The sequence below is a fragment of the Variovorax stachyos genome (genome assembly GCF_051400855.1).
Classification (GTDB): Bacteria; Pseudomonadota; Gammaproteobacteria; order Burkholderiales; family Burkholderiaceae_C; genus Variovorax.
Window position 1 is genome coordinate 19,045 of record NZ_JBLFFN010000019.1, and the last position, 10,971, is coordinate 30,015.

Consider the following 10,971-nt stretch of genomic DNA (forward strand, 5'->3'; position numbering starts at 1 on the left):
AACGCGGCCCCGCTGACGCCGGCATGAGCCGCACGGCCGCGCCGAAGGGTCACGGCACCGCAGCCAAAGGCGCGCCAGCGAGCCCCTGTTCAGCCCCGGCCGGCCAGGCGCTTCAGGCCCAGCCATTGCTGCGACCAGAAGCCGCGGCCGTAGTCCTGCACGCGGCCATGCGCATCCGGCTCGACCTGGTCGCGCACGCCCGTCGGGTCGTAACGCTCCTCGAAATTGACGGTGCGAAAGAGCATGTCCCACCACGGCAGCAGCACGCCGAAGTTGTGGCCGCCGAGCGTGCGCGGGCCTTTCGATTCGTGGCCGATGCCGATGCTGTGGTGCACGCGGTGAAAGCGAGGGCTGATCCAGAGCCGCTCGCCGACCGCGCCGAAGCTCCAGCGCAGGTTGGCATGCTGCAGGCTCTCGCTGAGCTGCGTGAAGGCGACGATGGCGATGAACTGCCCAGGCGCCACGCCGATCAGCTGCGCCACCACGACGATGATCGAGTCGTGGATGAGGTCGTCTAGCAGGTGGTTGCGGTTGTCGCTCCACATGGTCATCTGGCGCTGCGAGTGGTGCAGCGAATGCAGCGCCCACCACCAGTCGAAGCGGTGCTGTCCGCGATGGATGAGGTATTCGACGAAATCCAGCACCACCAGGTAGATCGCGAAGGCGACCCAGGGGATGTCGGTCAGGCCCGGCCAGAGCTGGTCCAGGTGGACAGAGCCCCAGCCGGCCGCGCGCACCGCGCCGAGCACTTCGTCGAACAGCGGATCGACCGCGAAGAACATGGCCAGGCGAAACAGGCCCAGCCGATGGATCAGCGTGTAGAGAATGTCGATGCGGATGGCCGGCCGATCGACCACCGGCTCGGCCGGGCGCCAGCGCTGCAGCGGGCCGATGAGCGCGACCAGCACGCCAATCTGGATCAGCCCGACCAACAGCCAGCCCGTGGCGTCGAAGGCGTCCTCGACCCAGCCGCCGAGGCCCACTGCGTAGACCAGCGGCTGCACCGCGGCTTCGAAGAGCCACTGCTGCACGTTGGCGAAGATGTCGGTCAGCCAGTCCATCGGCGGGGCACCATGCGATTCAGGAATGCGAGGCGATCCAGGCCCGATATGCCGGATGCTGGCGCAGCGTCTCGAAGCAGAAGCCTTTGGCCTTGAGCCCGACGATCAAGGGCTCCAGCACCGCCGGCGCCCACGGATCCTTGCGCGACCAGATGCCCAGGTGCGCGACCAGGATGTCGCCGGGCTGGATGCGATCGAGGGCCTGCCGCAGCAGCTTCTCGTTGCTGAATTTTTCGCTCGGCAGCTCGTCGCCCAGGAAGCCGGCCGGCGCCCAGCCTACATGCTCATAGCCGCAGGCCTTCGCGGCCGCCAGCAGTTTGGGCGAGGTCTTGCCGCCCGGCGCACGGAACAGCGGCAGCGGCTTCTTGCCGGTGACGTGCTGCAGCCGATCGGAGGCCTTGGCGATGTTGGCGCAGTACTGCTGCGCATCCCAGGTGAACTGCCGTCCGGCGAACGCGCCGGCCGAGGGCTGTATGCGAAAGCGCGGTGCGACGCCCTTGATGTCGCCGCGCCAGTAGGCATGGTCGTAGGTGTGGGAGGCGAATTCGTGGCCCTCGGCCGCCCTCGCCTTCCACCACGGCGCCCACTGGCTGTCCAGGCTGTCGCCGCCCGTTTGGGTGCGCTCGGCTGCGGCGAAGAAGGTGACGCGCACATCCTGGCGCCTGAGCACATCCGCCACCAGTGGCGCCACCCCCATGTGGCCGGTGTCGAAGCTCAGGTAGACCGGCCTGGTGCAGCTGCCCTGCGCGAGCGCGCCGGCCGGCCCGACGGCCACTGCAAGAAGAAGGAATGCCGCGGCCCTAGCGCTTCGCATGATCAAGTGTCCACACCCCGTGCGGCGAGCGGCCGACAGGCACCTGCCTCACCACCTTGTGGCCTGCCAGGTCGATCACGCTGAGCTTCTTGGCCCAGCGCGAGGTCACGTAGAGCGTCTTGCCGTCGGCCGAGACATCCATGCAGTCGGGCCCGCCAGGCACCGGGTAGGTGTCGACAACCTGCAGGGTCTGCAGGTCGATGCGGCTGATGCTGTTGGCTACCCGGTTGCTGACGAAAACGCTGCGGCCGTCGCCGGCCGAGCGGAAGGCATGGGCGCCCTTGCCGGTCAGGATCTTGCCAACGGGCTTGGGCTGCGGCCCGGCGACGTCGAAGACCTGCACGCCGTCGCTGCCCGTGAGCCCCACGAGCAGGGTCTTGCCGTCGTGGATACCGAAGATGTCGGCAGGCATCGGTCCGGTAGGGGCGCGCCAGCGGATGGTCTGGGTGGCGAGGTCGACGGCGACCAGTTCGTCGCTGTCCTGCATCGTCACGTAGGCGGTGGTGCTCTTGCCGTCGATCCAGATGTGGCTCGGCGTCTTGCCCGAAGCAATGCGCTTGACCAGCTTGGGCTCCTTGCCGTCCCAGCGGTAGATGTCGACGTGGTTGAGCCGGTTGCCGGCAGTGACGAACCACTTCATGTCGGGCGAAAAGCGCAGGTGGTACGGATCGATGATGCCGTAGACCACGCGCTGAACCTCGGCCGTGCGCGGATTGAGGAAGGTCAGCGAGTCGCCCGCCGAGTTGGCGACTATCAGCGAGCTCTCGTCGGGCGAGAGGTAGAGATGGTGCGGCTCCTTGCCGGTCGGGATGCGCTGTTTCTCGCTCCAGTTCGCCGGATCGATGACGCTCACCGTTGCATCGAGCGAATTGAGCACGAAGACCGGCGGTGGTTCGGCCGCCGGCGACGGCAGCGCCAAGCAGGCAAATAAAAAGGCCGCAAAAAGGCGGCCTGTAACGGAGAGCTTGAAGCGCAAGGGGGACGTTCCGGAAGAAGGCTTCGAATTTTAACGATCGATCCTGTTCGCTGGCTGACCAGCGCGCGCATTTCGCAGGCCTTCGACCTGGTCCGGTTCCAGCCATCGCCACTGGCCAGGCGCCAGGTCCTGCGGCAATTCGAGCGGGCCGATGCGGGACCGGTGCAGGGTCTCGACCCGACTGCCCACGGCGGCGAGCATGCGCTTGACCTGGTGATACTTGCCCTCCGTCAGGGTCAGTCGAAGCTGCAGCGGGCCGGTCGCCTCGCAGGCCGCCGCCCGCACCGGCTTGGGATCGTCGTCGAGCACCACGCCAGCCAGCAGGCGTTCGAGCTGACCAGGATCGACCGGATGCTTCGTGCCCACCTCGTAGACCTTGGGCACATGGTGCTTGGGCGAGCCCATGCGGTGGATGAACTGCCCGTCGTCGGTCAGCAGGAGCAGGCCCGTAGTGTCCTGGTCCAGGCGCCCGATGGCCTGCACGCCCTGCACCGCGCCCTTGTTGGGCCGCTGGCGCAGGGGCGCCGGCAGCAGCGTGTAGATGCTGGGGTAGGTCGAGGGCTTCTGCGAGCATTCGGTACCAGCCGGCTTGTGCAGCATCAGGTAGGCCTTCTCGTGGTATTCCCACGCGCTGCCCTGCACGGTGAAACGCAGGCCCTGCACCTCGAACTCGGCGCCTGGGTCGGTGACCGCTGCCCCTTCCACCTGCACGAAGCCCTGCTGGACCAGCCCGGCGCAAACGCGCCGGGTGCCGAAGCCCTGGGTGTAGAGGATCTCCTCGATCCGCATCAGTAGCCGAGGGCGAGTCCGGTGTTGCGGCGCGGGTCGTTGGCGCCGTAGAAGCGGTTCTTGCCCACCGGCTTGCCGCCCAACGAGGGCGCGCCGACGATGATCGCCGCGACATGGTTGGCCGGCTGGGGCACCCCGAGGTTGTGCCCCATGTCGGTCAGGATCTTGCGGGTGTCGGGACTGAGCGCGAAGGTCTCGACGTTGGTCACATCGGGCAGCCACTGCTGGTGAAAGCGCGGCGCATCAACCGCCTCCTGCACGTTCATGCCGTAGTCCACCACGTTGAGGATTGTGTGGAGCACTACCGTGATGATTCGGCTGCCACCCGGCGTGCCGACCACGAAGACGGGCTTGCCATCCTTGGTCATGATGGTCGGGCTCATCGAGGACAGCGGCCGCTTGCCCGGAGCAATGGCATTGGCCTCGCCCTGGACCAGGCCGTAGAGGTTGGGCACGCCCACCTTGGAGGTGAAGTCGTCCATCTCGTTGTTGAGCAGCACGCCGGTGCCGGCCGCCGTGACCTTGGCGCCGAACCAGTCGTTGAGCGTGTAGGTCACCGAGACTGCATTGCCCCACTGGTCGACGATCGAATAATGGGTGGTGTTGCTGCCTTCATGCGGCGGGACGCCGGGCTTGAGGTCCTTGGAAACGCCGGCCTTCTTCGGGTCGATGACCGCGCGGATCTTCTCGGCATAGCCCTTGTCGAGCAGGCGGTCGAGCGGGTTCTTCACGAAATCGGGATCGCCCAGGTAGCTGTTGCGGTCCATGTAGGCGTGGCGCATGGCCTCGATCTGATAGTGCACCGCCTCGGCCGAGCGGAAACCGAGATCCTTGAGTGGATAGCCCTCGAGAATGTTCAGCATCTCGCAGATCACCACCCCACCTGAACTGGGCGGGGGCGCCGAGATCACGCGGTAGCCTCGGTAGTCGCATTCGATCGGCGCCAGCTCGCGGGTCGTGTACTGGTCGAGGTCGGCCTGGGTGATGATGCCTTTGCCCTCCTGGCTCGACTTGACGATGGCTGCGCCGACGGGGCCCTTGTAGAAGCCGTCGGGCCCCTTCTGGCTGATGGCCTTGAGCGTTTTTGCGAGATCCTTCTGCACCAGCTTCTGGCCGACCGCGAAGGGCTCGCCCTTGTTCAGGAAGATGGCACCGGTGGCCGGATCCTTCTTGAACTCGGCGGTGGCTGTGGCGAGCATGTCGACGTCACCCTGCTGCAGCGTGAAACCGCGTTCGGCCAGCGCGATCGCCGGCGCAATCAGCGCGGCGCGCTGCAGGGTGCCGTATTTCTGGCGCGCCAGCTCGAGGCCTGAAACGGTGCCCGGAACACCGACCGCAAGATGGCCAAGGGTGCTCAGGCCCTTGACGACATTGCCTTCCTTGTCGAGGTACATGTTGGCAGTTGCCGCCAGCGGTGCCTTTTCGCGGAAGTCGAGGAAAGTCTTGCGGCCGTCGGCCAGTTGCACGGTCATGAAGCCGCCACCGCCCAGATTCCCGGCGGCCGGATAGACCACAGCGAGCGCGTAGCCCACGGCTACCGCCGAATCGATGGCATTGCCGCCGCGCTTGAGCACATCCACGCCGACCTTTGTCGCCAGGTGCTGGGCACTCACCACCATGCCGTTCTCGGCCGCCACGGGCGCCTGTGATGCGGCGTGCAATTGGGCCGCTCCGGCCAGTGCCAGAGCCGCCACGACCGCGCTACGCGCTGTCGTGGTCCACATGAGTTGTTTCACGGCGATCTCCTTTTTGCAAAGGAGTGCATCATGCCTCTATCAGCGCCTTTCGACGAAGGTCGCGCAAGGCCAGAGCCACCTGTCGCTGAGTGAACTCGCGCAGCGCCGCCTCTTCGGTCAGCGGCTTCTCGTCCTTGATGAAACGCAGCCGCCCAGCACGGGCCTCGGCAGCCAGGTGCTGGGCCAGGGCCTCGTGGGAATGCTTGCCGTCGAGCAAGGGCAGCAAGCAGCGCTCGAGCAGAGAGAGTCCCACCAGCTCATGCCATTGGTTGCAGGCGACCGCGGTTGGCCCGGCACTCAGCGCAAGACCCCGCGCATTGCGCGTCACGGCCGCCGCCCGCGGGAAGGCAGACACTGCGACGCTGGCCTGTGGCGGCGTGCGCCGGATGCGGACCGCGCCGAGGATCAGCAGTTCCTCGAGCATTGCCATGACCGGCGTCTCAACGGCGGCGCGCGGCTCGCCGGTGCGCGCCGAGACCGCGGCGATCAGCGTATCGGTTGGCGTGCTCGCCGGATAGCGCTCGTCGAGCACCTGGGCCACCGCTTTGTGGACCGGCAGGCGCAGTGTGACCTTGAGGTTGCGTATCGCGCGGCAGACCTGCTCGCGCGCATCGAGCGTGAGCACTTCGCCGTCTTCGGCCGAAAACACCCCGGCGTACTCGAGCCCCCTGATGCGCTCGGTATCCAGGCGATAACGAACGCCAGAGGCACGCTCTTGCTTGACGAGCAGCGTCTGCCGGAAGGTCCTGTTGACCAGGAAATCCAGGTACTGCTCCATCATGATCTGGCTGCCCCCGCATTCCCTCAGCAGCGGATCGCGCACCTTTTCCCCGTAGTTCTGCACGAACATGGTCGAGGGCTCGGCATCCGCCAGGTAGCTGAGACCGTGCGCGCCGGCGCGCGCGGCGAACTCCTTGAAGTAGCAAGGGGCGTTGTGCGGCTCGAGGAACTCGTGCAGGAGGTAGTACGCCCCCGAGTTGCGCACGATCGGCATGTTCTCTTCCAAAGTCTTCTTGAGCACGCTGTCCGGCCGTGCCGACTGTTCCAGGAACTCGAGCATGCCGCGGGCATAGGAAAGCTTCTCGTCGGGCTCGTCGCGCGGGGCGCCGCGCAGGATCATGGCATCGCGCACGATCTCGCGGGCCTTCCAGCCCGGGTAGACGTTGTAGCTGATGTAGGCGACGCCTTCGGGCGCCAGGTTTTGGGAGCAGATGCGCAGGATCGCGTCCTGCACCGGCGCCGGCACCCAGCTGTAGACGCCGTGGCAGATGATGTAGTCGAACTGGCCGAAAGAAGCGTCGATGCGTGTGATGTCCAGAGCCCGCAGTTCGATGTTCTTGAGTTGCGCTTGGTCGATGACCGCCTGGCCCTGCTGGATCTGTACCGAGGACAGATCCACGCCCATCATCGACGCTTCTGGATGGCGGGCGGCGATGGGGATCAGGTTACCGCCCGCGGCGCAGCCCAGTTCGAGCACACGCGCCTTCTTGACCGGCGGCGTGGCGAGGCCGAAAAGGAAGGCCAGGGCCTCGAGGTGCTCAATCGTCGATTGCGGAAAGGGATGAGACTCGTACGGAACGACATCGTAGTAGTTCGAGGTCGTGGGCGTCGTCGATGATTCCATGTGTATCCTCCAGCGCGCCGGCCACGGGGTGTCTCCGTTGCATGCCGGAGGGCTGATCCCCTCTGGCTGCAGGCGCGAGCGAGGCGGACTATAGCCCGCGTGCGACAACGCGCGAGGAATGCCAAAGAAAGAATCAGAATTTGCCGCGTGGGCGCCGCAGCTAGTCGTCCCGCGTGGGCGCCGTCAGCAAGTACGCCGCGAGGTCGGCGAGACCCTGCGACAAGCCATACATGTGCTGGTACTGGAGGATCTGACGTGCGATGAGTTGCAGGCGGGCATCGAAGCCGGGATGGGGCTTCCGCTCCAGCAAGGGAGGCATGGCCGGGAGATGTTCCCCGCGCCGGAATGGCTGCATGATGGGTTGAACATCGCCGCGCTGAAATTCAGCGCCATGCTCATGCGCGGGTGCTCGGCAAATTCGCTCGTCGGGCCGCCCCAGTGCATCACGCACTGGTTCCAGACCAGGTAATCGCCGGGCTTCGCCGGAAGCGCACGCGCGGCAAACACAGGCGTCGGCGGCTCCGGCATGCCAGCGGGCGTGCTGTAACCGGGATCCATGTGCCTTGGCACGATGTACATGCAGCTGTTGAGCGGGTTCGCGTCGGACAGCGGGATCCAGCAGGTGAGCGAGATCGGTGACCCATCCGCGGCGAGTGAGTTGTAGCGATTGTCGCGGTGCGGCTTCCAGCCGGTCTCCCCCTTCTTGGGATCGACGTGCCATGCCCAGAACGCCGGCAACGGCTTGAATTCGGCGCCCAGGAAATGCTCGAACACGGGCCGCAAGCGCGCGTAGCAAGTCCACGGCTCGTCGTAGACCCACGCGAACACGGCCGGCAGCCCGACAGCGACGCAGCGCTTCACCGCCTCGCCGACCAGCGGAGCCAGCCGCCCGATCACCTCATCGCTGTCGCCGAAATAACCATCCTTCGAATCCGTCGCGCGAGCCGTTCAGTGCTCTGCCCCGGCGTGGTCCCCACATCCGACTGCACGCCGCCGATGCAAAGCTGCGGCGCGAGCGAGCGCCAGAAGCCCGCCTCGCACAGGTCACTCCAAGTGACGGGCTGCATCGAAGGTGTGGTGATTGTCATTGTGCGTCTCCCAGAATGCGCGCTGGCCCGACAGAACCGATCGGCGCGGCATCGTACTTGAAGGGAGGATGGAGGCAATGACCGATGTCGACCGCTGGGGAGCAAACCGCGACATCGTGAACGCAAAGACAAAGTCTTTGCAAGTTGAATGGTGGAGCTGGGGGGATTTGAACCCCCGTCCGCAAGCCTTCTTCGCGCAGATCTACATGTTTAGCGATCTGTTTTGAGTCTCGCCACCGGTGTCGCGCAGTCGCACGCTACACCGGCCGCCAGTACCCTTGGATCTCGCCTCGACCCAAGGTACCCGGATCGAAGCCAGCCGATGTAGATTATCTTTGCAGCCGGGAGGCGCGGATTGCTCCGTGCCCCCTTGCCCAGCCCATCGGCGTGCTGTTGCAAAGCTCACCGGCAATTAAGCGGCGAGTGCGAAACGTTCGTCGTTTGCAGTTAGTTTGTTTGAATCTGTTTTACGAGCGCATTCAGCTCGACATGCCCCGCTGCGATTCCGAACCCACGTCGAAACCAGTGCAGCCCCAAGGCACCTATTTTAGGCCGCTTCCAATAGTTGCAAGAGCTCCAGGGGCGATTCAATGGCCGCGTCCGCTTCCCAGAGCGTGATGTCTGCATCAGCGCCCATGTAGCCGTAGGCCGCAGCCACCGTGCCCATGCCCGCGGCGCGCCCAGCCGCCATGTCGCGCTCGTCGTCGCCCACGTAGATGCAGTGCTCCGGCGCCACGCCCAGTTGCCGTGCCGCCTCGAACAGCGGCTCGGGATGCGGCTTCGCGAACGGCGTGGTGTCGCCGCTGACGATCGCACGCGCCGTGGCGAACAACGGCATCGCACGCGTGAGCGGCTCGGTGAAACGGACCGACTTGTTGGTGACCACGCCCCACTGCAGGCCGCGTGCGCAAAGCGCCTCCACCAGTTCGGTCACCCCTTCGAATACCCGCGTGCGCATCATCCGACCTTCATAGTTGAGGAAAAACTCCTCGCGCAGCGTTGCGAAGTCCGGCGCGTCAGGCGTGATACCAAACGCCACGCCCAGCATCCCGCGCGCGCCGGCGCCGGCCATGGGGCGATAGCGCTCCATCGGCAGCGAGGCCAGTCCGCGGTCGGTGCGCATTTGATCGGCTGCGCCGCCCAGGTCGGGCGCGCTATCGATCAGTGTGCCGTCGAGGTCAAACAAGACGGCTCTGGTACTGGCAGCGGAGATCATGACTGGGACACCGGGGGCTTACGCGTCGCAAACATGTAGTTGACGCTGGTGTCGTCGCTGAGCCAGTACCGGCGCGTGACGGGATTGTGCTGCAGGCCGCGCGTCTGGCGCAGGTCGAGTCCTGCGGCGCGACAGTGAGCCGCCAGCTCGCTCGGCCGGATCAGTTTCCGGTATTCGTGGGTGCCGCGCGGCAGCATGCCCAGCACGTATTCCGCCCCGACGATCGCCAACAGGAAAGACTTGAGGTTGCGATGGATGGTCGAGAAGAAGACCCAGCCGCCGGGCTTGACCAAGCGCGCACACGCGTTCACCACGGAGGCCGGCTGCGGGACGTGTTCCAGCATCTCCATGCAAGTAACGACGTCGAAGCTCTCAGGCTGCTCGGCGGCCAGCGCCTCGGCGCTGATCTGGCGATATTTGACGCCGCGCGTCGCAGCCTCCAGCGCGTGCAGCTGAGCCACCTTGAGGGCCTTGTCGGCCAAGTCGATACCAAGCACGTCGCCACCGCGCCGCGCCATGGCATCGGCGAGGATTCCGCCGCCGCAGCCCACGTCAAGCACTCGGCGCCCCACTATCGGCGTAATACTTTCGATCCACTCAAGGCGGAGCGGATTAATTTCATGGAGCGGCCGGAATTCGCTTTCCAGATCCCACCAGCGGTGAGCCAGCTCTGAGAATTTGGCGAGCTCCGCTGGATCGGCATTCACGGTTTCGGTCATATGCGGATTATGAAACGTCGCGAATTGCCCTAGCCCATTCTCGGCGAATCCGCAATGCATTTACCCATTAAAAAACCCCGCCGAGGCGGGGTTCGTTTTGAGGATTCTTGCGAATCAACGGTTGGCGCGGGTACCGACCACTTCGATTTCCACGCGACGGTTCTTGGCGCGGCCTTCGCGGGTGCGGTTGTCGGCGACGGGCTGCTTCTCGCCCTTGCCTTCGGTGTAGACGCGGTTGCGTTCGATGCCCTTCGAGACCAGATAGGCCTTGACGGCTTCAGCGCGACGAACCGACAGGCGCTGGTTGTAGGCGTCGGTGCCGATCGAGTCGGTGTGACCGACAGCGATGATCACCTCCAGGTTCACGTCGCGGATCTTCGAGACCAGGTCATCCAGCTTGGCGCGGCCTTCGGGCTTGAGCACGGCCTTGTCGAAATCGAAGAACGCATCGGCAGCGAAGGTAACCTTCGAGGCGGCAACAGCCGGAGGAGCCGGCGGAGCAGCGGGTGCCGGTGCAGCCGGGGTCACGGCAGCGGGAGGCGGCGGCGGAACCAGGGCGCCGTCGCAGCCGGCGGCAGCCGTGGCAGGCGTCCAGTTTGCATCGCGCCAGCAGAGTTCGTTGGTGCCGTTCTTCCAGACCAATTCGCCAGTGCCGTTTTGCCAGTTGTCGATCACGGGCCCACCGTTCGCGGCGGTGACACGGGTCTGCGCGCCGGCGGCAGTGGCGAGCGCAGCGACTGCAAACATCATCGCCACTTTATTCAGTTTCTTCATGGTTCTCCTCTTGGGGAAAAAGCCGCAGCCGCGCTGCGAATCAAGGACGCTTTAAGTGACCACCACCCAAAACGTTGAGGCGATTGTGCCATGGGATCTTTGGCAAACCGCCCGGCAGACGCCCCTGAACCGTAGGACGGAGGCGGAATCCCGGCCTTGTGTTGCGGCGGTGCG

General features: G+C 65.5%; 12 protein-coding genes and 1 other RNA gene. 1 reads left to right on the plus strand and 12 read right to left on the minus strand.

All coding sequences use genetic code 11. The features are described 5' to 3' along the window. Positions 1-89: 89 nt before the first annotated feature. Genes ACMGEZ_RS24555 through ACMGEZ_RS24565 form a run of 3 tightly spaced genes read right to left on the minus strand, consistent with a single transcriptional unit; the run spans position 90 to position 2,794 of the window. Positions 90-1,061, minus strand: a complete 972-nt coding sequence (locus ACMGEZ_RS24555; protein WP_436824895.1) for a sterol desaturase family protein — start codon at positions 1,059-1,061, stop codon at positions 90-92. 19 nt (positions 1,062-1,080) lie between these two features. Then, complete coding sequence (locus ACMGEZ_RS24560; protein ID WP_436824896.1) at positions 1,081-1,875, minus strand: polysaccharide deacetylase family protein; 795 nt, start codon at positions 1,873-1,875, stop codon at positions 1,081-1,083. Continuing rightward, a complete protein-coding gene (locus ACMGEZ_RS24565) occupies positions 1,862-2,794 on the minus strand; it encodes a YVTN family beta-propeller repeat protein (RefSeq protein ID WP_436824897.1) in 933 nt (310 codons plus the stop codon). The genes ACMGEZ_RS24560 and ACMGEZ_RS24565 overlap by 14 nt, the downstream gene beginning before the upstream one ends. On the opposite strand from ACMGEZ_RS24565, the gene ACMGEZ_RS24570 reads away from it, so the two are divergent. Then, complete coding sequence (locus ACMGEZ_RS24570) at positions 2,718-2,885, plus strand: hypothetical protein (RefSeq protein WP_436824981.1); 168 nt, start codon at positions 2,718-2,720, stop codon at positions 2,883-2,885. The two genes, ACMGEZ_RS24565 and ACMGEZ_RS24570, sit on opposite strands and share 77 nt — an antisense overlap. Here ACMGEZ_RS24570 and ACMGEZ_RS24575 read toward each other — a convergent pair. From ACMGEZ_RS24575 to ompA, 9 genes are all read right to left on the minus strand, one after another. Continuing rightward, positions 2,882-3,640 carry a pseudouridine synthase gene (locus tag ACMGEZ_RS24575; RefSeq protein ID WP_436824898.1) on the minus strand — a complete coding sequence of 253 codons (759 nt, stop codon included), beginning with the start codon at positions 3,638-3,640 and terminating at the stop codon, positions 2,882-2,884. The genes ACMGEZ_RS24570 and ACMGEZ_RS24575 overlap by 4 nt on opposite strands. Continuing rightward, positions 3,640-5,259: a gamma-glutamyltransferase gene (gene ggt / locus ACMGEZ_RS24580; RefSeq protein ID WP_436824976.1), complete on the minus strand. Its 1,620-nt coding sequence runs from the start codon at positions 5,257-5,259 to the stop codon at positions 3,640-3,642. Before ggt ends, ACMGEZ_RS24575 begins: the two co-directional genes overlap by 1 nt. Positions 5,260-5,404: 145 nt before the next feature. After that, the gene (locus ACMGEZ_RS24585) at positions 5,405-7,108 is read right to left on the minus strand and encodes a methyltransferase regulatory domain-containing protein (protein WP_436824899.1); all 1,704 of its coding nucleotides are present in this window, start codon (positions 7,106-7,108) and stop codon (positions 5,405-5,407) included. Between the two features lie 75 nt (positions 7,109-7,183). Further along, positions 7,184-7,897 carry a phytanoyl-CoA dioxygenase family protein gene (locus ACMGEZ_RS24590; RefSeq protein ID WP_436824900.1) on the minus strand — a complete coding sequence of 238 codons (714 nt, stop codon included), beginning with the start codon at positions 7,895-7,897 and terminating at the stop codon, positions 7,184-7,186. After that, complete coding sequence (locus ACMGEZ_RS24595; protein ID WP_436824901.1) at positions 7,894-8,088, minus strand: hypothetical protein; 195 nt, start codon at positions 8,086-8,088, stop codon at positions 7,894-7,896. Before ACMGEZ_RS24595 ends, ACMGEZ_RS24590 begins: the two co-directional genes overlap by 4 nt. A 149-nt stretch (positions 8,089-8,237) precedes the next feature. Beyond that, positions 8,238-8,623, minus strand: a transfer-messenger RNA (tmRNA) gene (gene ssrA / locus ACMGEZ_RS24600). A gap of 12 nt (positions 8,624-8,635) precedes the next feature. After that, complete coding sequence (locus ACMGEZ_RS24605) at positions 8,636-9,304, minus strand: HAD family hydrolase (RefSeq protein ID WP_436824902.1); 669 nt, start codon at positions 9,302-9,304, stop codon at positions 8,636-8,638. Then, a complete protein-coding gene (gene ubiG, locus ACMGEZ_RS24610; RefSeq protein WP_436824903.1) occupies positions 9,301-10,023 on the minus strand; it encodes a bifunctional 2-polyprenyl-6-hydroxyphenol methylase/3-demethylubiquinol 3-O-methyltransferase UbiG in 723 nt (240 codons plus the stop codon). The genes ACMGEZ_RS24605 and ubiG overlap by 4 nt, the downstream gene beginning before the upstream one ends. 114 nt (positions 10,024-10,137) lie before the next feature. Then, positions 10,138-10,797, minus strand: coding sequence for an outer membrane protein OmpA (ompA, locus tag ACMGEZ_RS24615; RefSeq protein ID WP_436824904.1), 660 nt, complete (start codon positions 10,795-10,797; stop codon positions 10,138-10,140). Positions 10,798-10,971: the final 174 nt, after the last annotated feature.

Coding starts and splice junctions, on each gene's coding strand:
- ACMGEZ_RS24555 (WP_436824895.1), bottom strand. CDS start 1,061: ATGGACTGGCTGACCGACATCTTCGCCAACGTGCAGCAGTGGCTCTTC.
- ACMGEZ_RS24560 (WP_436824896.1), bottom strand. CDS start 1,875: ATGCGAAGCGCTAGGGCCGCGGCATTCCTTCTTCTTGCAGTGGCCGTC.
- ACMGEZ_RS24570 (WP_436824981.1), top strand. CDS start 2,718: ATGACGCTCACCGTTGCATCGAGCGAATTGAGCACGAAGACCGGCGGT.
- ACMGEZ_RS24575 (WP_436824898.1), bottom strand. CDS start 3,640: ATGCGGATCGAGGAGATCCTCTACACCCAGGGCTTCGGCACCCGGCGC.
- ggt (WP_436824976.1), bottom strand. CDS start 5,259: ATGGTGGTGAGTGCCCAGCACCTGGCGACAAAGGTCGGCGTGGATGTG.
- ACMGEZ_RS24595 (WP_436824901.1), bottom strand. CDS start 8,088: ATGACAATCACCACACCTTCGATGCAGCCCGTCACTTGGAGTGACCTG.
- ACMGEZ_RS24605 (WP_436824902.1), bottom strand. CDS start 9,304: ATGATCTCCGCTGCCAGTACCAGAGCCGTCTTGTTTGACCTCGACGGC.
- ubiG (WP_436824903.1), bottom strand. CDS start 10,023: ATGACCGAAACCGTGAATGCCGATCCAGCGGAGCTCGCCAAATTCTCA.
- ompA (WP_436824904.1), bottom strand. CDS start 10,797: ATGAAGAAACTGAATAAAGTGGCGATGATGTTTGCAGTCGCTGCGCTC.